This is a genomic window from Nocardia sp. NPDC058640, from assembly GCF_042716995.1.
Lineage (GTDB): Bacteria > Actinomycetota > Actinomycetes > Mycobacteriales > Mycobacteriaceae > Nocardia.
In genome coordinates, this window is record NZ_JBHXRG010000007.1 from 49,835 (window position 1) to 70,046 (window position 20,212).

The following is a 20,212-nucleotide window of genomic DNA, read 5'->3' on the forward strand; positions in this document are numbered from 1 at the left end:
CGGTTAGCCGAAGTTATGCGCGGCGGTGACCGAAGCCGTTCATGGTCACCGCCGCATTATGGTCTGGCTCGAATCCCTGCGATGAGCGCGGCAATCCCCGCGAAGGCAGCAATCGTGGCCAAGGCAAGCAGGTAGCCACCGCTGCGGGCCGCGGCGATCGCGGGGATGGCGGCGAGACCGATCGCCGCGCCGAATTGCTGTGCCGTGGTGAGCAATCCAGCGATGGCACCGGCCGGAGTATCACCGGCCGCGGCGGCAGTCGCAATGTTCGTGGTCATCGCGACCGCGGGCACACCACAGCCGATCAGCAGCGTGGGGCCAAGTATCGCGACGAGATAGCCCCGGCTGGGATCGAGAAGAATCGCCAGCGCCCCCGCACCGACCGCGACCACCCCGAAGGCCGCGATCATGACGTTGCGGGATCCGAACCGGCCGACCAATGCCGGAAGGTTCGGCGCGAAGACAACTATGAGCACCGACATCGGCAGCAGCACGAGGCCGGCCGAGGTTGCGCTGTAGCCCATATATTGCTGGGGATAGACGCTGACCAGCAGAAACAGCGGCGTCAGGGTGAGCTGGGCGGCGGCCGCGAGCACGAGCGCGGTCAGCAGCCGACGGTTACCCCAGACCCGTCGGGGAATGATCGGCCGAGCAGCTCGAGTCTCGACGCGCACGAACACCGTGGTGGCCGCCACGGCGAGAACGCCAGCGCCCCAAATATGCGGAGACCGCAACGAATAGATGGCCAGGTTCGTGATGGCGTAGGCGGTGGCGGCGAGAGCGACGGTCAACACGGTCGCCCCCAGTACAGACCGGCTACCGAAGCGGTCGGCGCGGACCAGGTCAGCGGGTACGACACGGCGGACCGCCACGGCGATCACCAGGGCACCGATAACGTTGAGCGCGAACAGGGATCGCCAACCGAACCAATCGGTGAAGGTTCCGCTGAGGATGGTGCCCGCGACACCGCCGGCCCCAGCCATGGTGGCGTACAAGGCAAGTGCGCGCGCCCGGTCGGCACCGGCGAAAAGGTGCAACAGCAGCGACATCGCCGCGGCACCCGCGAGTGCGCCGCCGACGCCCTGCACGACCCGGGACGCGAGCACGGTAACGGTGTCGACAGCGACGACACCGAGGACGCCACCAGCGGCCAGCACGACCAGTCCACACGTCATTGTGCGTCGAGGTCCGTAACGATCGGCCAGGTAACCGGCGGCGAGAAGCAGCCCAGCGAACGGGATCACGAACGCGTTGATGACCCAACTCTGCGCGGCGGAACCGAGACCGACGTCGGCGGCGATGTGCGGTGCGGCGACATTGAGGACCGCGGTGTCGAGGATGAGCAGAAACTGAGTGAGCGCGAGCGTCCACCGGATGGGCCCGGCGGCGAACGTGCGAGTACCGGTGACAGCGGTCATCGGGTGACGGTCAGCGGCGTCGTGAGGGCGGTCCCCGCGTACTCGCTCATCGCCGTCGCGACGGGAGTCCCCGCGAGCTGGTTGAGATAGACGTGCGGTGCCCCTTGGTAGAACTGCTCGTAGTGGGCATGGCGGGCGGCGAACTCGGTGCCGGTGACATCCCAGACGTGGTCCGCGTCGAGCGGGTCAGCGTCCTGGACGGTGGAGCAGAGATAGTGCGGATCTGTGGCGGCCGATGTCAGTGAAGCTGTCATGATTTCTAACATTCCCCCGGTGGAGCGAAGGTGCGGTGGTCTTGCTTGGTGAGCTAACCGCGGGCAGACACGGTCAGGCATTCAGCGGCCCATTCGGCGACCGGCGTAGAAGCAGGCAACCATCCGGGGCACCTGCCGGGTTCCGGTGACATAACCGGGCTATCGGGATTCTCGGTTAGCCAGTGGTAGATCGACGCCACCCCGGCGGCCGGTCCCGCGCCGATCGCGTAGCCAAGACCTTGTTCGAAGACAGCAGGATCTAGAGCGGTGAAGCCCACCGGCACCCCGAGTGCGGTGGCAATGGCGGCGGCGAGCTGTGGGCCCGTCATCGCGGGCGGTCCAGGGTGGATGATCTCCCCCGGCGAACCATGAACGCAGGCCGCGGCAACGGCTCGGCCGAGGTCGGCTAGCGAGATCCACGACACCGGGACCTGCCCGGGCAGCGGATAGCGCAGCACAAGTCCACCGTCGGCGGTCGCCGAACTCAGAACGCCGGGCGCAAGCAGGTTCTCCAGGTAGATGGCAGGTTCGACTGCAGTGACCGGAATCGGACCGGCAGTGAGGATCTGCCACGTGTCACGGCGCGACTCGAACCCGATCGCACTGGTCGGTGTGTCTGGGATGCGAGTGTTGGTGTTGTACACGACGCGGGTGACCCCGGCAGCCGCGGCAGCCGCGGCGACGTTCACAGCGAACTCGGCGACCGCTGAGGTGTAATCCAACGGGGCGGTGTAGACGACGACGTCGGCATCTTCGAGAGCGGCGGCGAGGGCAGACGGGTCGTCGAGGGCAGCGGTGGCGCGGTTGAGCGCACGCACGCAGGCTCCGGCGGCAGTGAGAGCGTTGGCGATCGCCGTGCTCTGGGCTCCGCGGGCGGTGAGCACCGCGACATCGAGTTCAGTGGAAGTCACGACCGTCAGCCTGCCCGGGAACCGGCACCTGGACAACAAAGAATCCCGCCAAAATACTATGATTTTATGTCATGGACGACGATGTACTGGGGTCGGTGCTCGCACCTTTGCGGCTACACGGTGCCTACTATTCAGACTGGCGTCTACACCCCGGCTGGGCTGTTCGAGGTCGACCGGAACCACGCGCGCTGATGCACTACATGTTCACCGGTAGCGCAGTCGTCACCTGCCAGGACGGGCTCAGTCACACCCTCGCATCCGGTGACTTGGCGATGTTCCCCCGCGGTGCCGCCCACATCGTCTCCGGCGAACAGTGCGACACCGCGCCCTACATCAGCGACCTGCTGCCCGAACGGTTACCCGGCGCGTCCGCTGTGCTCTCTCTGGGGAACGTGGCGGCGGACCCCGTCGGTCGAATGCTGTGCGCGGGACTGGATTACGACCCCAGCGCAGCGCAATTGCTGTACCAGCTGCTGCCGGATGTACTGATTGTGCGGGCACGTCAGCTGGCGGGACAGCAGATGCTACAGCATCTCCTCGCCGGAATACTCGACGAATCCGATCGGCCAGGAGCCGGGGCCGAGACCGTGCAACTGCGCGCCTTCGAACTGGCCTATGTACTCGGCCTGCGACTCGCGCTGGCGACGACCGACACGGTGTTGGGGCGGGCGATCCGCAATCCCAGGCTCGCACCGGCCTTGGTGGCCATCAATACTCGCTTCGGGCAGTCATGGACAGTTCCGACACTCGCTGGACTGACCGAGATGTCGGAGTCGACGTTCACTCGGGAGTTCACCGCCACGGTGGGCGCTCGGCCCGCCGCGTACCTACGGGCCCGCAGGTTGCTGGAAACCAAACGCCTACTAGCGGACACTGCGCTGCCATTAGAGCAGATCTCGACGGCGGTCGGCTACACCAGCACTGTCGGTCTGCATCAGGCTTTCGTTCGTGAATGTCGTGTGACGCCGGGCGAATTCCGTGCGCGACGGCGAGCGGCGCGGGCCGACCGTTAGCCCGAGTTACGCAGGGCGGTGGCGAGGCCGTTCATGGTGAGCAGGATGCCCCGCTTCACCAGTTCGGAATCGTCGCCGCCGCGCAGTCGGGCCAGCAGGTCGACCTGGAGTTGGTTCAGGGGTTCCAGGTAGGGGAAGCGGTTGTGGATCGATTCGGCCAGTGACGGGTTGTCGCTGAGCAGTTCGGTGTGGCCGGTGACCGCGAGGTACATGCGGACGGTGCGCGCGTGTTCGTCGGTGATCATGGTGAAGATGGTGTCGCGCAGGGTCTTGTCGGTGACCAGGTCGGCGTAGCTGGCGGCGATGTCGAGGTCGCTTTTGGCCATGACCTGCGCCAGGTTCGACAGCACCGTGTTGAAGAACGGCCAACGCTGATAGAGGTCGGTCAGGCGCGCGAGGCGGGCCGGGTCGTCGCCGACCCAGTCTTCGAGCGCGGTGCCGGTGCCGTACCAGCCGGGCAGCATGACCCTGGCTTGGCTCCACGCCATCACCCAGGGGATGGCGCGCAGGTCCGACACCGAGTTGGTGGGCTTGCGAGAGGCGGGGCGGCTGCCGATATTGAGGTCGCCGACTTCGGCGACCGGGGTGGATTCGCGGAAGTATTCGACGAAGCCCGGGGTGTCGTGGACCAGGTTCGCGTAGGCGGCGCGGGCGCGGGCGGCGAGGTCGTCGAGGATCTCGTACGCCGGTTCGGCGTCGTCGCCCAGGCCCTCGACGTCCAGCAGTGTCGATTCGAGCGTGCCGGCGATCAGCGATTCCAGGTTGCGGTGTGCCGCACCGGATTCGGAGTACTTGGCGGCGATCACCTCACCCTGTTCGGTCAGGCGCAGCGAACCCTGGACCGCGCCCGCGGGCTGGGCCAGGATGGCGTCGTAGCTACGACCACCGCCGCGACCGACGGTGCCGCCGCGACCGTGGAACAGCCGCAACCGAATTCCCGATTTCCGGGCCACCTCCACCAGGTCCAGTTCGGCGCGGTACAGCGCCCAGTTCGCGGCGAGATACCCGCCGTCCTTGTTGGAATCGGAGTAGCCGAGCATCACCTCCTGGCGCATATCGGCCGCGACGACCAGCTCTCGGTACACCGGAACATCCAGTACCGCAGCCAAAGTCGCGGCACCGGCGCTGAGGTCCTCGATGGTTTCGAACAGCGGGACGATGCCGACGGGGCAGTGCGGTGCGGTGTCGGTGGTGCCGGGGTCGAGGATGCCGGCTTCCTTCAACAGCAGGGCCGCTTCGAGCATGTCGCTGACCGAGGTGCACATGCTGATGATGTAGTTCGGGATCGCGGCGGCGCCGAAGGTGTCGATGACGTCCTTGGCGGCGAACAGCACGCCCAGTTCCTTGGTGGCGAGCTCGCTCAACTGGGCAGTGGGGCCCAGAAGTGGTCGGCGCGTGCGCAATTCAGTGGCCAGCAGCTCGACACGCTCGGCTTCGGACAAACTCGGATAGTCCGGGTGCACGCCCGCCCAGGCCAGCAGTTCGGTGACGACCTGTTCGTGCACCTCCGAGTTCTGGCGCATGTCCAGACCCTGCAGGTGGAAGCCGAAGGTTTCGATGGCGTGGCGCAGCGCGGCCAGACGGTCGTCGGCGAGCAGGCCGTCGCCGCTGAGTCGCATGGATTCGTCGATCGCGTCGAGGTCGTCCAGCACGGCCTGCGGTGTCGGATACGGGGCGGCGTCGGAGGCGAAACCGTGCTCGGGCAGTTCGCCCAGTGCCAGTTCGGCCGTGGCGCTGAGACGGGCCCGAATCGCGTGCAGCGCACGGCGATACGGCTCATCGGCGAACAGCCCCTGGTCGGGATAACCCGCGGCGGCCAGCACGGCGACCGCCGGTGTCACCTGCACCAGCCGCGCCGACTGCGACAGCGTCTTCTCGAGTTCGACCAGCTCGTCCAGGTACCGGCCGAAGGCGTAGGCGGCGGCCTGCTCGGCGGCGGTGTGCACGACTTCCGCTGTGACGAAAGGATTTCCGTCACGATCGCCACCGATCCACGAACCGGGCCGAAGAATCGGACGTGGCAACAGATCCTCGGCGGGCCACCGTTCACGCAGCGCGGCGCGAACCTGGGCGTTGATCTCAGGAATCACGTCGTAGAGCGTCAGGTCGTAGTACCGCAGCCCCACGGAGATCTCGTCCTGAATTCGCAAGCGCGCCAACCGGATCAGCGCCGTACGCCACAGGGTGAGCACTTCGCGGCGGATCTTCAGTTCGGACTCGTCGAAGCCGGGATCGCCGGGCTCGAGGCGGCGGCGCACACGCATGAGCTCGGTGATCTTGGACTGCACGTCGAACACTGTGCGCCTGCGGGTTTCGGTGGGGTGCGCGGTGATCACCGGCGACACCAGCGCGTCGGTGAGCAGGTCCGCCACCACCGCGCCGTCCAGACCGGCCGCGTCGAGCTTGTCGTAGGTGGCGGCCAGCGACGATTCCTGCGGCGGCTCCCCCGCCGCCACGTGCACCGCGCGGCGTCGATCGCGCTGGATGTCCTCGGCCAGGTTCGCCAGCAGCACGAAATAGCTGAACGCGCGGATCAGCGGGATCGCGACCTCGGTGGGGGTGCCGTCGAGCATGTCGGCGACCGCGCTGCGCCGCACTTCCTCGCGGCGCACCCGGAACGCCTCGGTGCGCACGCGTTCGATCAGGTCGAACACCTGCGGACCTTCGTGGTCGCGGATGGTGTCGCCCAGGATGCCGCCGAGGAATCGAATGTCCTCGCGCAGCGGCCGGGTGGCTTCGGGTTCCATCTCGTTTCGCGATTCGCCCATGGTCGCCAGGGTATGGCCGCGCGCGGGCGGGCGCGACCCGACGCCGCGCCCGGTCCGCATGTCGCCGGTCAGCCGTGGTGCGCGTGGCGGGCGTTGAAGCGGATCTGATTGCCCCACGGGTCACGGAACGCGCAGTCGCGACCGTACTGCTGGTTCACGATCGGCTGGGCGACTTCCGCGCCTGCGTCGCGGATGCGCACGAAGGTGCCGTCCAGGTCGTCGGTGGCGAAGATGATCGTGGACTGCACGCCGCTGGCGATGCGAGCCTTGGCCGCCTCCTGATAGGCCGGGTCAGGCGCCATTTCGGGCACTTCGAGCACGAATTCCAGGTGTTTCTGGTCCACGGGGCCCACGGTCAGCCAGCGCAGGTTGTCGCCGAAGGGCATGTCGGTGCGGACCTGCAGTCCGATCAGGTCGCGATAGAAGGTCAGAGCCTCGTCCTGGTCGCCCACGAGCAGCATCACGTGGGTCAGCGAGAGATCTTCGCCGTGGCGCATTCGGTCTCCTCGGGTCGGGCACCGGCGGTGCGCGGGCGCCTGACCTCCCACAGTAGCCAGCGAACCTACAGTTGCCGGATCACCCGCGCCGGATTGCCCGCCGCGAACACCCGGTCTGGCAGGTCACGGGTCACCACGCTGCCCGCACCGACCACCACGTTGTCGCCGATGGTCACGCCGGGGCACACGATCACCCCGCCACCGAACCACGCGTTGTTCCCGATCCGGATCGGCGCCGCGGATTCCCAACGCTGCCTGCGCTTTTCGTGATCGTCCATCGGATGCAGGGCGGTGAGCAACTGCACACGCGGCCCGATCGAACAGTCGTCGCCGATGATGATGGGCGCGCAGTCCAGCAGGATCGCGTCGTAGTTGAGGAAACTGTTGGAGCCGATTTCGATCAGATATCCGTAGTCGCACTGGAAGCGCGGCATGATCCACGAATCCGGCCCGAGCTTGCCCAGCAGGTCCCCCAGCAACTCCGTGCGTCGGCCTGTCTCGTCGGACCCCGTCGCGTTGAACTCATCGCACAACCGTTGCGCGCGTTGACGTTCGGTGACCAACTCGGGGTCGTTGTCCCGATACAGTTCCCCTGCCAGCATCCGCTGTTTCTGTTCGCCCACGGTGCCGAGTGTAGGGGCCGATCGCGAACAGTAAGGTCGGGCGGGTGACCCGGACTCGACACAACTACAGCGGCACCTCGGTGGCCGAACGGAAGATCGAGCGGCGCGCGCTGTTCATCGAGGCCGGGTTGAGCGTGTTCGCGGACAAGTCCTACGCCAACAGTTCGCTCACCGACGTGTGCGCGGCCGCGGGGCTGTCGCGTCGACAGTTCTACGAGGTGTTCGCCGACCGCGAGGAACTGCTTGTCGCGGTGTACGACTGGGTGCAGGGGCGCGCGCAGGAGGCGGTGGCCGCGGCGCTGGCCGTCACCGACGGCACCCATCATCGTGACCTGGTCGATGCGGCGATCCGGGCCTATACCCAGTCCATCACCAGCGACCTGCGGTACGCCAAGGTCGCCTTCGTGGAGATCGTCGGGGTGAGCGCGGCGGTGGAGCAGCATCGCGCGCAGATCCGCGACCGGTGGGGCGAGGTCGTGGTCGCGATCGCGGCCGGGCGCGACGATGTGCGCGAACCTCCCGGCGGGTGGCGGGTGGCGATGGCGGCGTTCATCGGCGCCGTCAACGGGGCGGTACACCAGTGGAGTCTGGACGACCCGCGACCGTCGGTCGATGTGCTGGTAGAGGTGTTTTCGACGCTGCTCAATGCGCTGACCGCCGTGGAAGGACCTCAGAAGTGATTGCGACGTGCGTCACTCGCGTGCCATAGTTCCCTCTTGAGACGATGCGGTCTCAATGGATACGAAGGATTTCGCGCGATGAGATCACGCACTGCCGCACGCTGGTTTTCCCTGTTCGCGGGGGTGATCGTGGTGGCATCGGCGACCATGGCCGGCCCCGCCACCGCGCAGGTGCCGCCGGTCGCGCCCGCCCCGACGATTCCGCTGCCGCCGCAACTGGATGCCGGGTTCTATCTGCCGCCCGCGCACGTGGTGGCGGCCACCGCGCCCGGCGCGATCATCGCGGTCCGGCAGGTCAACGTCGCCGATTTCGGTCTGTTGCCCCTCGATGTGGACGCCTGGCAGGTGTCGTACCGGTCCAACAACAGCCGCGACGAGGCGATCCCGGCCGTGGCCACGCTGATCAAGCCGCGCGGGCAGGCGGTGCAACCGCGCAAGCTGCTGTCGGTGCAGCTGGCCGAAGACTCGACTGCGGGCTATTGCGCGCCTTCGTATGCGCTGCAACATCTTTCGGTAGCACCCTTGGCCGGGCAGATCGTCGTTCCTGCTGAATTCCTGTTCGCCCAAGCAGCTTTGGCGCAGGGATGGGCGGTGGTCGTGCCCGATCATCAGGGCCCGAACTCCGCGTATGCGGCCGGTCCGCTGGCGGGGCGGATCACCCTCGACGGCATTCGCGCCGCGACCAGTTTCGCGCCGCTCGAAGCCGGACCGACCGCTCCCGTGGGGCTCTACGGCTATTCCGGCGGTTCCATCGCGACCGGGCATGCCGCGGAACTGCACGCGTTGTACGCGCCCGAGCTCAATATCGTCGGCGCGGCCGAAGGCGGGGTCGGCGCGGATCTCGGTGCGGCACTGCGGATGTCGGACAACCAGGCGACCTCGGGCCTGGTCTTCGCCGCCATCATCGGACTCACCCGCGAATACCCCGACTTCGCCGCCTATCTCGACCAGCGCCTGCACCCGCTCGGTAAGACACTGACCGCGCTCAAATCACCGCTGTGCGTGCAGTACCAGTCGATGCTGCTGCCGTTTCTCGACCTGACCGGCATGATCGCCGCCGACGGTGACCCCCTGCTGGACGCACCGGTGGCCGCGATGCTCGACGACACCAGGATGGGCAAGACCGTGCCCGACGTCCCGATGTTCGTGTGGCATTCCGCCTGGGACGAGATCCTGCCGCTGCACGCCACCGACACCCTCGTGGACACCTACTGCCGCGACCCCGCCACCTCGCTCACCTACACCCGCGACCACGCCAGCGAACACATCGTCGCCGAGGTCGTCGGCGGGCCCGCGGCGCTGCTGTGGTTGCGCGACCGACTCGACGGCATCCCCGCCACCCCCGGCTGCACCATCAACGACGCGGGCACCATGGCCGCCACCCCGGGCGCACTGGACTTCCTCGGCGATACCCTCGCCGCGAAGTTCGCCACCCTGTTCGGCATGCCGTATGGCAGTCGCTGACACACGACCGCAGCCGTAAGTCCTCGGTGGACTTACGGCTGCGGTTTATCGGGCGGTCAGGCGACAGCCGGAACGGCTGCCTTTCGTGCCGTGTACTTCCCGTACAGGAAGAAATACAACTTCACGTACTGTCCGACCAGAATGGCGTTGATGAGCGTGCCCTCGCGGATGAAATGCGGTGAGCCCAAGCAGATCAGGCCGATGGTCGCGGACAGGGCCAGCAGGGTGCAGTCGAAAATGGTTTTGATATTGCCCCATTTGCGGCCGGTCAGCTGCTGAATGGTGTTGACGAACAGGTCGATCGGCATCAGGATCAGGTTGGCCCTGATCATCATGAACAGGCCCAGTGCCAGCATCGCGTCGGCCAGCAGCAGCAGCGCCACGTCGGCCTGATACGGCTCCAGCTTGATCCACGCGGTGATGCCCAGGTTGAAGTCCAGCAGCAGGGCCAGCACCAACGCCGGGATCATCGACAGCAGGTGCACGGCCTTGAACGCCTTGGGGGCGATCAAGAACGTCAGCAGCAGCATGATGATTTCGAGCATGAGGTTGAAATTGCCCTGGGTGAACTCGGGGAAGATCAACGTCATCGTTCGGGTGAGGCTGCTCTGCGGGGAAATGCCGATCCCCGCCCTGATGGCCAAGCTCAGACCCAGCGTCAGGATATAGATCCCGAGCACGTAGATGATCCAGCGGCGCACTTTGTTGCCGGTGTCCACGACATCTGCGGCTTTATCGTGTTGCATAACGCTCTCGTCCCTTGATCTGTTTTCCGGGCTACTTCATGAACCCGAAGCGGTCGAGGGAGATGAACAGCGTCAGGAGTTTGTTGACCACCGCTTCGCCTTCGTTGTGATTGCCCAACTTCGCCAGCGCGTCGTCGATGGACCGGGTGGCTTCGACGAGCTCGGCGAGGTTCATGTCGGCCATTACGCCATAAAAATCCAGCGGAAGTGTCGCTTTCGCCTCCCCGTCCTCGGTGACGATGCAACCGCCGACCAGCGCGTCGAGCTGCTGCAGATTGCCGTGCATCTCGGCGGGGTCGGTGCCGACGGACACGAAGTAGGCCTTGGGGGCCGGCCAGAAGGTGGAGACCGCGCCACGGTCGATCGACACTCCCTTGAACAGGCCGTTGACCGTGTGCCGCTCGCCGTCGGCGTAGCGCTGCACCACCGAGATCCGATTCAGCAGCGCGCCTTCGTATTCGGGCACGACAGCACCGTCGCGGAACGGCACCCAGATCTCCTGCGCGAACTTGAGATGGCCGCGGCCGTACACGTCGAACAGCAGCACCTTCGCCTGCGTGCCGTCGGTGGAGATCTCGATCGGGGTCAGTTCGAGCTGGTCCACGCGCAGATCGGCCAGACCCGGCTTGGGCTGCTTGGCCAGCACCGAGTAGTCGATGTCCACTTCGGCGACGAGCTTGCGATCCTTGGCCACCAGCTGGCCGCCCTTGAACACGTACCGCGGATTGATCTTGGACAGGCTGTCGGTCAGCACGATGTCGGCGAACCGGCCCGGGCTCAGCGAGCCCAGATCGCGGTCCTTGTGGAACGAGCGCGCGGTGTACAGCGTGCCCATCTTGATCGCGGTGATCGGCGGCATGCCCATCTCGATGGCCAGGGAGATGACCCAGTCGATGTGACCCTGGCGCAGCACCCGGTTCACGGAGATGTTGTCCGCGCACAGCTGGAAGTTCTCGGCGGGCCAGCGCCGTTTCACGATGGCGCGCAACATGGTTCGGATCACCTCGGGGCTGCCGACACCGAACTTGATCTGGGTGTTGAGGCCGTACCGGATGCTCTTCTCGATGTCGGCTTCGTTCCACACGTCGTGGTTGTTGTCCACGCCGATCGCGGGCATGTAGTTCAGCAGCATGTCCGACAGCGAGGTGACACCCCAGTGGCAGTTCACCACGCCCGCGCGCGCCCGGCCCAGTGCGGACTTGCGGAAGTCCTCGGCATTGCCGGTCATGTAGGACAGGTGCGCGAGCTCGCCCAGCCCGATCACCGGCTCCATCGCCAGCATCGCCTCGGTGACCTCGGGCGTGGACTTCTTGCCCGGCGCGAACGCGTACAGCCGGTACGGCAGTTTCTCATGGTTGGCGAACAGCGCCTCGGCGGCGGCGACGGCCTCATCGCCTGCGGCACTGGCGAAGTCGAGTGTCTCACCGAACACCGTGGTGGTGCCGCTGGGCACGATCGCCTCGCCGAAGGCGGCCGGGTGCGCGAGCTGGGATTCGAAGTGCAGGTGCGCGTCGATCAGGCCCGGGATCGCGTAAAGGCCCTCCCCGTCGAAGGTTTCGCGCACCCGCACGATCGCTTCGTCGGGGTTCAGCGCGATGATGCGGTCCCCGTGTACCAAAAGCGATCCGGGATAGACGGTTTCGCTATGAACATCGAGGATGTTGAGGTTGTGCAGCAACAGGTCGGCTTCGTGTTCGCCTTCCAGGATGGCGAAGATCGTGCGCACGTGATCGTCCTGGTCCGCAACGTCGCTGTCACCCGCGGGCGCGGTGCCGGTCGTCGAATTCTGCTCGAGCATGGTGGTCCTCACGTCTGTGTTCTCGTACCTGCGAGCCGACCAGTCGATGTGACCGGCTTCACTCGTCTGTATTGATAGAACGCCATGGGTACCGTTGCTGACAAGCATCCGTTTTTGCACGAGGTGTACTGATTTTTCGTACACTTGCCGCAGGAGGTGCACGGTGTTGCATTCGCGGTTACTGCAGTACATCGATGAGGTCGCGCGGCTGGGGTCCATTCGCGCGGCCGGGGCGCGGTTGCACGTGGCGCCCTCGGCGATCAATCGTCAAATCCTGTTGCTGGAAGCAGAACTCGATCAGCAGCTGTTCGAACGGCTGCCGCGCGGGATGCGCCCCACCCCCGCCGGCGAAGCACTGCTGGCACACATTCGCCGGACCCTGCAGCAATACCGCGAGACGGTCGCCGACATCCGCGATCTGCACGCGCTGGGCAGCGGTGAGGTCGTGATCGCCACGATGACCGGCCTGGCCAGCAGCGTGGTCGCGGCGGCGGCGACGTCGTTCCGGGCCCGCCACCCGCAGGTCAGGATCTCGATCCGCACCATGACCACGCTGGAGGTGCTGCACGCGGTCGAGAACAGCGAAGCCGACCTGGGCTTGGCGTTCAACATCCCCACCTCGACGCAGGTCGAGGTCTGCTGGCAGATGAACACCCGCCTGGGCGTGGTCGTGAGCCCGCACCACCCGCTGCTGCGCATGGACACGGTGCCGCTGGCCCAGTGCGCGCCCTACCCACTGATCTTCGCCGACCGCTCGATGGTGATCCACGGCATCGTCGCCGAGGCCTTCGCCAACGCGGACCTGGACATCCAGCCGGCGTTCCACACCAACTCCATCGAAACGATGAAGCGCCTCGCCACCTCCGGCGAGGCCATCGCCTTCCTCAGCGAGTTCGACGCCGCCGAGGAACTGCGCGACGGCACTCTGGCCTTCCGCCCGGTCCGCGACGCTTTCAGCAACAACGTCGTCTCCCTGGTCCGCCGCGAAAAGCACGCGCACGGACTGGCGGGCATCCTGCTCACCGACGAGATCGTGGCGGCGTTGCGCCCGGTGGAGTCGCGGTCGACGGGCGGTTCGGGCGGATAGTGTCCCGTGGACCGTTGAGACAAGCGGACACATGAGTCGCTCGCCTAGCGGCGGGCTTCAACTCGCCGAGTTCGACCCGCGAAAACTCGTCAATCTTGACTCCGAGGGAGAGTGTCGAATGTGATCGTGGTGGCCGGCAGGAGGGGGCGACCCCGCGAATGGAGGGTGTCGCGATGACCGATCGAAAGAAGCGGATTGGGATTCTATTGTTCCCGGGCGTGGAGGAGTTGGACGTTGTCGGGCCATGGGAAATCCTGTCGTGCTGGACTCAGTTCTTTCCAGGAGACGGGTTCGAGGTCTTCACCTTCTCGTTCGACGGCGAACCGGTCGACTGTGCGAAGGGCATGACGATCAGCCCGCAGCACCGTCTCGACCATGCGCCTGCCCGGGACGTACTGATCTACCCCGGCGGGCGTGGAACTCGTTCTCTGATCATAGATTCCGACCATCTAGCGTGGGTTCGGGCCGAGCGTGAGACGACGCCATTGATAGCCAGTGTGTGCACCGGTTCACTGGTGCTCGCCGCCGCAGGCTTGCTGGCAGGACGCCCGGCAACGACGCATTGGCGGTCGTTGGAACGTCTCGAAACACTGGACCCGACGATCGAGGTCCGTCGCGGCGATCGGTGGGTCGATGACGGGGACATCATCACCGCCGCGGGCGTTTCCGCCGGCACAGATATGGCGCTGGGGCTCGTCGTGCGACTCGCGGGAATCCAGCGTGCACGGCAGGTCCGACGGATCGTTCAGTACGACCCCGAGCCTCCCACCGACACAGAGTGGGTCCCCGACCGCGATGACCCGGCTGGTAGCTGGCGGTGACCAGCCACCGGATCGATTGCGGCGACAGCGAACACGCACCGCATCCGACGCCACGTCGTGGCGAAAATCAGCCACGATCCAGTGCGTGGCGTGGGCCACGAATGGTGCGAAGCTGCCAGAACAGTTCACCGGCAACTGATCGGCCGGTGGTGCGTACTCGCTGGTCAGCTCACCTCGCGGTGGCGGGGTTGGACTCGGTGCAGCAGGACCTGTTCCAGCAGGGCTACCAGCACGTCGCGCACGGAATCGCGGTTGCGGGCGTCGCAGTGCAGCACGGGGGTCCAGTCGTCCAGGCCGAGGGCTTCGCGGACTTCGTCGAGGTCGAAGTGGCGGGCGTCGTCGAAGCGGTTGACCACCACCACGAACGGGGTGTGGTGTTCTTCGAAGTAGTCCAGGACCGGGTAGCAGTCTTCGACGCGGCTGGTGTCCACGACGATGACCGCGCCGAGCGCTCCGTCGACCAGGTCGTCCCACAGGAACACGAAGCGGTCCTGGCCGGGGGTGCCGAACAGGTACAGGATCAGCGATTGGTCCAGGGTGATCCGGCCGAAGTCCAAAGCCACTGTGGTGGCGGTCTTCTCGGCGCGGCGGCCGGGATCGTCGATGCCGACGGAGACCTCGGTCATCGCGGCTTCGGTGACCAGGGGTTCGATTTCGGAGATGGCGCCGATGAAGGTGGTCTTGCCGACGCCGAAACCGCCGCTGACCACGATCTTCACCGAGGACGGCATGGCGGGGGCGTTAGAGTGCGCGGACAAGGTCGCGGATCCTCTCGATGGCGGCGGTCGACAGTTCCGGCGCGTCACGGACGGTCACATGCCCCGCCGCCGCCAGATCGCTGACGATCACCTTGGCGATGCCGATCGGAACCCGCAGCGCGGCACCGATTTCGGCGATGGAGTGGGGTCTCAGGCACAGTGTGACCACGGTGCGTTCCTCGAAGCGCAGCGGCGCCGACAGCGCGGAAGGTGGTGCGTGCACCAGGGTTTCGATGCGCAGACCGTCCAGAACCGGGACGGTGCGGCCCGCGGTGATCACGAACGGGCGCACGAAACTGTCCTGGCTGTCGTCGATGTCGGCCGGGTCGTGCGGGGCCGAGGTGTCGCGCCAACCCGTGGCGTGGGTGACCGGGATCATGCGCGGGTCGGGTAGCCGGGGGCCGTCGGGATATCTCATCTGCGCAGGGTCTCGCGCAGTTCACTGATCAGCAGCGGGTCAAGCAGAGCGCCCGCGCGTTCGGCGAGCACCGCCATCTCGTAGCCGACCAGGCCGACATCGCAACCGCCGTCAGCGATCACGCCCAGGCAGCTGCCGTCGCCCAGTGCCGAGACCAGCAGGAAGCCGCGTTTCATCTCGATCATGATCAGCTTCAGGCCGTCGAAATCGTAACTGCGCGAAGCGCTTCGGCCCAGACTCGACAGGCCCGACACCATCGCGGCCAGGCGGTCGGCGCCGGTGCGGTCCAGGCCGTCGGACATCGCGATGAGCAAGCCGTCCGACGAGACGGCGACGGTGTCGCGCACGCCGTCGGTGTTGCGGACGAAGTTGCCCAGCATCCAGTTGAAGGTGTGCGGGTCGGCGGTGGGTAGGTGGGTGGTCACCGTAGCTCCTGGGGTCGGGTCCGATCGGTGGTGGGATCGACTGGGATGGAAGCAGTTTCGGGTGCACCGCCGCGTTCGTGGCCGGTGCGGAAGGACGACAGCATGGTGCGGGTCTGGTCGGGGGTGCGTTCGGGGGTCGGCGGGCGATCGGCTTGCGTTCGGCGGGGGCGGTCCGGGGAGCCGGTGATCTTGGTTCGTTTGCTGCGTTTGACCAGGCCGTTGCGGGTGCGCTCGATGGAGGGGGTGTCCGAGGGTCCTGCTGCGTGGCCATTGCGGCCGGAAATCAGTGCGGTGTAGGGGGTTTCGTCCGTTGGTGTTACTGGCACGGAGCGCACGGCGGCGACAGGCTGCGCTCGGTGAGCTGAGTGCGCGGGAACGGCCGATTGATCAGGGCGCGCACTTCCCAACTGGCGCACGTGATCAGCACCCGAACTTCCCACCTGCTGCACGTGATCAGCGGGCGCATCTCCCAACTGCTGCACGTGGTCAGCGGGCGCACTTCCCGACCGCTCCACGCGAGCAGAGTGTGCGCCAACGCCCGGCTGCTGCACCGCGTGATGGCTGACAGGCGCTTCCGTAGCGCGCGTACCCGGTTCGACCGAATTACTTTCGTCGGCAAGCAGATTCGGTGGCAACAGCAACCGCGCCACGATCCCACTGACCGGCGAGGTGTTGAGCTCGACCTCGATGCCCAGGCGCCCCGCCAACCGACCCACCACATAGTGACCCAGGTATCGGGTCGAGGCCACGATGAAATCCTGCTCGCCGCGCAGCCGCGCATTGGCTTCGGCCAGTTGCTCGGCGGGCATCCCCACGCCGTGGTCGACGACGGCGAGCAGGTAACCCCCGGCGACCTTGCGCCCATACACCTCGACCTCGAGATCAGGCGGCGAGAACGCCAACCCGTTCTCGATGAGTTCGGCCAGAATGTGCGCCAATTCGCTGACAACCGCCCCGGTCACGGCGATGTCGTCGACTCGGCGCAGCACCACGCGCCGGTAGTCGTCGACCTCGGACAGTCCGGCCCGGATCACGTCGGTGAGCGCGATCGGTTCGGCCCACCGGCGCGGACTGGCCTGCCCGACCAACACCAACAGACTCTCGGCATTGCGCCGCATCCGGGTGGCCAGGTGGTCCAGTTCGAACAGGTTCGACAGCGCCTTCGGGTCGAGTTCTTCCCGTTCGAATTCGCTGATCAGCCCCAACTGGCGGCGCACCAGGTTCTGATTGCGCCGGGCCAGGTTGGCCATCGACTCGGTGGTGTTGCGCCGCACCAGCGCCTGCTCGGAGGCGAGCTCGAACGCGGTGGTCTGCACCCGGTCCAAAGCGCCTGCCACCGCGGCGATTTCGACGCTGGCGCCGGGCGGTGTGCGCACCGGCGCGGGCGGGTCGGGGGCGGCGTCGGCGCCACCGTGCCAGGCCGCGATCACCTCGGGCAGTCGCACCGACGCGACATCGTCGGCCTCGGTGGCCAGTCGCGCCAGCGGGCGCACGATCGCGCGAATGGCGGCGAAGACCAGGGCGACTTCGGCGGCGATCGCGAGCAACGCGGCCAGCGCGAATCCGGCCAGTGTCAGCGCGGCGACGCGGCGCAGGTCCGCCGCGCGCGCCCGGATGTCGTCGCCGATGGTCTGCTGCACGGTGCGCTGCTCGTCGATGACCGCGGTCATCTGCGCCCACCACACCGCCGGATCGACCGTTTCGACCAGCGGCCCCAACGTCGAGGCGATCGCGATGTTCTCGGAACTGGTTGCCCGCGTGGCATTCTCGCTCGCCAGCACCGCGTCCAGGCGCGCCTGCTGGTCGGAGGTCGCGTCACGGCCGAACGCGAGCAGCGCGGCATTGCGCGCGGCGCGGATGTCGAGGAACTGCACGTACTCCCCCGGCGCGAACTCCCCCGCGGCGAACACCCCGTTCAAGAACCCGCGTTCGCGAGCGGCGAATTCCTTGGCGTCACCCAGGGCATAGAGAGCCTGCAGCCCGTGCCGAACGGCCGGGTCGCGCGCCTGATCCAGCCCCAGCGAGAGGCGATTGAGCGCGTCGATGCCGTCGGTGTAGAACTGGAACGCCGCCTGCCGGGTGACAGTGCGATTGTCGACCTGCGAGCGAATCGACGGCAGTCCCGCCACGTGCCCCAGGGCCGACCGCACCTCGCCGGCGCCGGGCGGGTTGTCGGAGAGGGTGTTCACCACCGCGCGCAGCGCCGCGTCGGTGCCCACCCGCTGGTCGGTGACGGGTCGACTCAGTCGCTGATCACCACCGAGCAGACCGTTGCTCAACCCACGCTCGCGTTGCACCTGCTGCACCAGATCCTGCGCGGCCAGCGCCACCGCCACCGCGTCCACGGTCTCCCCGCTGCGCCGGTAAGCGCTGACCTGGGTGGACATCGTCAACCCGAGCAGTCCGAGCACCAGCACCAGCGACACCGCCAGGATCCGGCCGAGCTGACCGGAAATCGTGCGCGGCCGGATCAGCCCGGCGCCCGCGGTGGCAGCACCGTCGTCGGATCGGGTTCCGGTCGGGGTCGGCCGGGAACGTGCGCGCACACCTGCTCCTTTGTATTGCCACCGCGATGAATTTTGTGGTGGCCCAGGGAAAGTCAGGTGCAAACTTGCACCGCGCGCGCTTCGCGGTCAATTCGGAACGGTGTAAAACAGGTATTCGTGCAGTGATCTCAACATGCCGGTAATGCAACGGCTTCTATGTAGCCGAAGCCTCACAGCGGGACTGCTGACGAGGTGGCGGCGTGTTTCACTGCCGTATACATACAGGTCACCAGATGTTGTGACGCACAACATGTTTCATGTCGGCATACGACAATCGCGACCGGAATGACGGACATCACAACCGGTCGCGATATTCCTGCGCACAAGTGAGAAACGCAGGCGTGTCAATAAATTCGTGCGGAATTACTCGCCGCCGAGAATTTCCAGCACCTGCTCGGAGTAGAAGAACGGCTCGAGACGTTCCCGGATCAGCCCGGCCAGCACACCATTGCGCTTGGCCGACTCGATCACCGCGGGCCCGTAGCGCAGGATCTCGGTGCTGACGTCCTCGGCACTCAAGCCCAGTTCGGGCAGCATCGCCGACAGCGTGTGGTTGCCGTACCTGGCGTAGAACACCTCCACACACTCGCGCACGAGCAGTCCGAAGTACTCCTTCTCCCTGGTCGTCACCGCGATCTCGTAGCAGATCTGGACCAGTTCGTGCAGGTCCTTCTGGGTGAGGTAGTCGCGCAGGCCCGAGACCGACTCGTCGGCGTGCAGGTCCCAGAACTCCATGGCCGCGGAGTGCACGGGGGCGTCGCGCAGCATGTCGCGGATGGCGTTGTTGGTGCGCTTGAGCGCGAACAGCGCGCCCTTGCCTGCCAGGTCACCCACGAAGGTGCTGTCGGCGGCGACCTTCTTGGCGCGGTTCGCGGCGGACTGGCCCAGCGACATCAGCGAGGACACACCCGGAATCTTCTCCGCGCGTTCCCGATTGGCCTGCATGAAATCGCCGATCAACTTGTCGACGAAACGCGACGCCACCGTGGCCACCAGCGGGCTCTCGGTCAGGCGGTCCAGGATGCGTTCCTGCGCCTGGTGCATCCCGAAGATCTTCTCCAGCAACGCTTCCACCGGTTCACGGTCCACGACATCGCCGAGGGTGTAGTCGGTGTCGGCCGCGATGTGGTCGTAGATCGCATCGGCGAACACGCCGACGGTATCGGCGATCACCGGGCTGCCGCCGATGCGATCGAACACCGTCGCGACAGTGTCGTTGCCCTGTTCCAGGGAGACCACGTCGCCGAAACGGATCGTCTCGCCCACCGCGAGCACCGCGGCCACGTCGCGAGCGATCACCTCGGCGAACCGTTCACCGGTCACCTCGGCGAGCAGGAAGTCCACCTGCGCGTCGAGTAGTCGGTCGGCGATTTGGCGCGCCTGCGTCATTGTCTGTGTCCACCCATCACGGTCGTTGCTTCGAGGGGAGGACGCTTGGCTCAGGTGTCGGAATCGTTGCCGTGCACCGATTTCCGGATCTCATCCAGACGCTGTCGCGCGGAATTCTGCCGCGCCTCCCACTGTTCGTCCACGCTGCGACCCGCGGGAGTGTGCCGGTCCAGCTCGTCCATCCCCTGCGCGGTGCCGAAGCGCTGCTCGACCTTATCCCGAACGGAGTCGAATGTCGGCACGCCAGATGTGGAATACCCGCCGGTCGGAGTGGGTGCGACGGTATCCGGCAGCCCGGACGGTACCGGCGGTACCGGCAATGTGCCCGCGACCTGCTCGGATGCGACGGGGACCACATCGGCGTCGATGACGGTCGTGTCCAGAGTCACAGGGGTGCCGGTGTCGGAATGACTGGTTTCGGCCTGGGCCAGTGCGGCGGCCACCGCGCCGAGTCCGGGGCGGGACGCGACGGCGGCGCGCAGCACCGAAACCAGCTCGTCGTCGGGCAGCGCAGCCATGCGACCCAGGAGTTCGCTCGTTTCGCTCATACCGCCAGGCTACGCAGAATCTGGCCCGCGACGCGGAATCGTGCGGAC

19 protein-coding genes are annotated in these 20,212 nt (G+C 66.5%); 5 read left to right on the plus strand and 14 right to left on the minus strand.

Translation table 11 applies throughout. From position 1 onward, the window contains the following. Window positions 1-56: 56 nt before the first annotated feature. The 3 genes from ACFWU5_RS11880 to ACFWU5_RS11890 are packed head-to-tail and all read right to left on the minus strand — an operon-like array spanning window position 57 to window position 2,583. Window positions 57-1,418 carry an MFS transporter gene (locus ACFWU5_RS11880; RefSeq protein ID WP_379267126.1) on the minus strand — a complete coding sequence of 454 codons (1,362 nt, stop codon included), beginning with the start codon at window positions 1,416-1,418 and terminating at the stop codon, window positions 57-59. Beyond that, window positions 1,415-1,672, minus strand: coding sequence for a 4-hydroxyphenylacetate 3-hydroxylase C-terminal domain-containing protein (locus tag ACFWU5_RS11885; RefSeq protein ID WP_379267127.1), 258 nt, complete (start codon window positions 1,670-1,672; stop codon window positions 1,415-1,417). Before ACFWU5_RS11885 ends, ACFWU5_RS11880 begins: the two co-directional genes overlap by 4 nt. A gap of 53 nt (window positions 1,673-1,725) precedes the next feature. Continuing rightward, window positions 1,726-2,583: an NmrA family NAD(P)-binding protein gene (locus ACFWU5_RS11890; protein ID WP_379267128.1), complete on the minus strand. Its 858-nt coding sequence runs from the start codon at window positions 2,581-2,583 to the stop codon at window positions 1,726-1,728. A 71-nt stretch (window positions 2,584-2,654) separates the two neighbouring features. On the opposite strand from ACFWU5_RS11890, the gene ACFWU5_RS11895 reads away from it, so the two are divergent. Continuing rightward, window positions 2,655-3,596 (plus strand): cupin domain-containing protein, encoded by a 942-nt coding sequence (locus tag ACFWU5_RS11895; protein ID WP_379267129.1) that lies wholly within the window; start codon window positions 2,655-2,657, stop codon window positions 3,594-3,596. Here the strand turns inward: ACFWU5_RS11895 and ppc are convergent. The 3 genes from ppc to ACFWU5_RS11910 form a co-directional block, all read right to left on the minus strand. After that, window positions 3,593-6,364 carry a phosphoenolpyruvate carboxylase gene (ppc, locus tag ACFWU5_RS11900; RefSeq protein ID WP_379267130.1) on the minus strand — a complete coding sequence of 924 codons (2,772 nt, stop codon included), beginning with the start codon at window positions 6,362-6,364 and terminating at the stop codon, window positions 3,593-3,595. The two genes, ACFWU5_RS11895 and ppc, sit on opposite strands and share 4 nt — an antisense overlap. A gap of 68 nt (window positions 6,365-6,432) precedes the next feature. Next, complete coding sequence (locus tag ACFWU5_RS11905) at window positions 6,433-6,861, minus strand: VOC family protein (protein ID WP_379244651.1); 429 nt, start codon at window positions 6,859-6,861, stop codon at window positions 6,433-6,435. Window positions 6,862-6,926: 65 nt separating this feature from the next. After that, on the minus strand, window positions 6,927-7,484 hold the full coding sequence (locus ACFWU5_RS11910; RefSeq protein WP_379267131.1) for a sugar O-acetyltransferase: 558 nt from the start codon (window positions 7,482-7,484) through the stop codon (window positions 6,927-6,929). 44 nt (window positions 7,485-7,528) lie between these two features. On the opposite strand from ACFWU5_RS11910, the gene ACFWU5_RS11915 reads away from it, so the two are divergent. After that, the gene (locus ACFWU5_RS11915) at window positions 7,529-8,164 is read left to right on the plus strand and encodes a TetR/AcrR family transcriptional regulator (RefSeq protein WP_379267132.1); all 636 of its coding nucleotides are present in this window, start codon (window positions 7,529-7,531) and stop codon (window positions 8,162-8,164) included. A 78-nt stretch (window positions 8,165-8,242) separates the two neighbouring features. Then, window positions 8,243-9,628: a lipase family protein gene (locus ACFWU5_RS11920; RefSeq protein ID WP_379267133.1), complete on the plus strand. Its 1,386-nt coding sequence runs from the start codon at window positions 8,243-8,245 to the stop codon at window positions 9,626-9,628. 56 nt (window positions 9,629-9,684) lie between these two features. On the opposite strand, the gene ACFWU5_RS11925 is transcribed toward ACFWU5_RS11920, so the two are convergent. Together ACFWU5_RS11925 and ACFWU5_RS11930 are read right to left on the minus strand one after the other, a co-directional pair. Then, entirely contained in the window at window positions 9,685-10,374 is a 690-nt protein-coding gene (locus tag ACFWU5_RS11925; RefSeq protein WP_379244645.1) for a DUF6198 family protein, read from the minus strand. Between the two features lie 31 nt (window positions 10,375-10,405). Beyond that, window positions 10,406-12,172: an adenine deaminase C-terminal domain-containing protein gene (locus tag ACFWU5_RS11930; protein ID WP_379267134.1), complete on the minus strand. Its 1,767-nt coding sequence runs from the start codon at window positions 12,170-12,172 to the stop codon at window positions 10,406-10,408. A gap of 163 nt (window positions 12,173-12,335) precedes the next feature. Between ACFWU5_RS11930 and ACFWU5_RS11935 the strand changes: the two genes are divergently transcribed. Beyond that, complete coding sequence (locus ACFWU5_RS11935) at window positions 12,336-13,259, plus strand: LysR family transcriptional regulator (RefSeq protein WP_379267135.1); 924 nt, start codon at window positions 12,336-12,338, stop codon at window positions 13,257-13,259. Window positions 13,260-13,432: 173 nt separating this feature from the next. After that, on the plus strand, window positions 13,433-14,080 hold the full coding sequence (locus tag ACFWU5_RS11940; RefSeq protein ID WP_379267136.1) for a DJ-1/PfpI family protein: 648 nt from the start codon (window positions 13,433-13,435) through the stop codon (window positions 14,078-14,080). Between the two features lie 164 nt (window positions 14,081-14,244). On the opposite strand, the gene ACFWU5_RS11945 is transcribed toward ACFWU5_RS11940, so the two are convergent. The 6 genes from ACFWU5_RS11945 to ACFWU5_RS11970 form a co-directional block, all read right to left on the minus strand. Continuing rightward, entirely contained in the window at window positions 14,245-14,790 is a 546-nt protein-coding gene (locus tag ACFWU5_RS11945; RefSeq protein ID WP_379244768.1) for an ATP/GTP-binding protein, read from the minus strand. Window positions 14,791-14,821: 31 nt separating this feature from the next. After that, window positions 14,822-15,256 (minus strand): DUF742 domain-containing protein, encoded by a 435-nt coding sequence (locus ACFWU5_RS11950; RefSeq protein ID WP_379267137.1) that lies wholly within the window; start codon window positions 15,254-15,256, stop codon window positions 14,822-14,824. Next, window positions 15,253-15,636 carry a roadblock/LC7 domain-containing protein gene (locus ACFWU5_RS11955; protein ID WP_379244766.1) on the minus strand — a complete coding sequence of 128 codons (384 nt, stop codon included), beginning with the start codon at window positions 15,634-15,636 and terminating at the stop codon, window positions 15,253-15,255. The genes ACFWU5_RS11950 and ACFWU5_RS11955 overlap by 4 nt, the downstream gene beginning before the upstream one ends. Before the next feature lie 41 nt (window positions 15,637-15,677). Then, window positions 15,678-18,227, minus strand: coding sequence for a nitrate- and nitrite sensing domain-containing protein (locus tag ACFWU5_RS11960; RefSeq protein ID WP_379244637.1), 2,550 nt, complete (start codon window positions 18,225-18,227; stop codon window positions 15,678-15,680). A 363-nt stretch (window positions 18,228-18,590) separates the two neighbouring features. Beyond that, window positions 18,591-19,616, minus strand: a complete 1,026-nt coding sequence (locus ACFWU5_RS11965; RefSeq protein WP_379267138.1) for a hypothetical protein — start codon at window positions 19,614-19,616, stop codon at window positions 18,591-18,593. 50 nt (window positions 19,617-19,666) lie between these two features. Continuing rightward, window positions 19,667-20,164: a PspA/IM30 family protein gene (locus tag ACFWU5_RS11970; protein ID WP_379267139.1), complete on the minus strand. Its 498-nt coding sequence runs from the start codon at window positions 20,162-20,164 to the stop codon at window positions 19,667-19,669. Window positions 20,165-20,212: the final 48 nt, after the last annotated feature.

Coding starts and splice junctions, on each gene's coding strand:
- ACFWU5_RS11880 (WP_379267126.1), bottom strand. CDS start 1,418: ATGACCGCTGTCACCGGTACTCGCACGTTCGCCGCCGGGCCCATCCGG.
- ACFWU5_RS11885 (WP_379267127.1), bottom strand. CDS start 1,672: ATGACAGCTTCACTGACATCGGCCGCCACAGATCCGCACTATCTCTGC.
- ACFWU5_RS11895 (WP_379267129.1), top strand. CDS start 2,655: ATGGACGACGATGTACTGGGGTCGGTGCTCGCACCTTTGCGGCTACAC.
- ppc (WP_379267130.1), bottom strand. CDS start 6,364: ATGGGCGAATCGCGAAACGAGATGGAACCCGAAGCCACCCGGCCGCTG.
- ACFWU5_RS11905 (WP_379244651.1), bottom strand. CDS start 6,861: ATGCGCCACGGCGAAGATCTCTCGCTGACCCACGTGATGCTGCTCGTG.
- ACFWU5_RS11920 (WP_379267133.1), top strand. CDS start 8,243: ATGAGATCACGCACTGCCGCACGCTGGTTTTCCCTGTTCGCGGGGGTG.
- ACFWU5_RS11925 (WP_379244645.1), bottom strand. CDS start 10,374: ATGCAACACGATAAAGCCGCAGATGTCGTGGACACCGGCAACAAAGTG.
- ACFWU5_RS11930 (WP_379267134.1), bottom strand. CDS start 12,172: ATGCTCGAGCAGAATTCGACGACCGGCACCGCGCCCGCGGGTGACAGC.
- ACFWU5_RS11940 (WP_379267136.1), top strand. CDS start 13,433: ATGACCGATCGAAAGAAGCGGATTGGGATTCTATTGTTCCCGGGCGTG.
- ACFWU5_RS11950 (WP_379267137.1), bottom strand. CDS start 15,256: ATGAGATATCCCGACGGCCCCCGGCTACCCGACCCGCGCATGATCCCG.
- ACFWU5_RS11955 (WP_379244766.1), bottom strand. CDS start 15,636: ATGCTGGGCAACTTCGTCCGCAACACCGACGGCGTGCGCGACACCGTC.
- ACFWU5_RS11965 (WP_379267138.1), bottom strand. CDS start 19,616: ATGACGCAGGCGCGCCAAATCGCCGACCGACTACTCGACGCGCAGGTG.
- ACFWU5_RS11970 (WP_379267139.1), bottom strand. CDS start 20,164: ATGAGCGAAACGAGCGAACTCCTGGGTCGCATGGCTGCGCTGCCCGAC.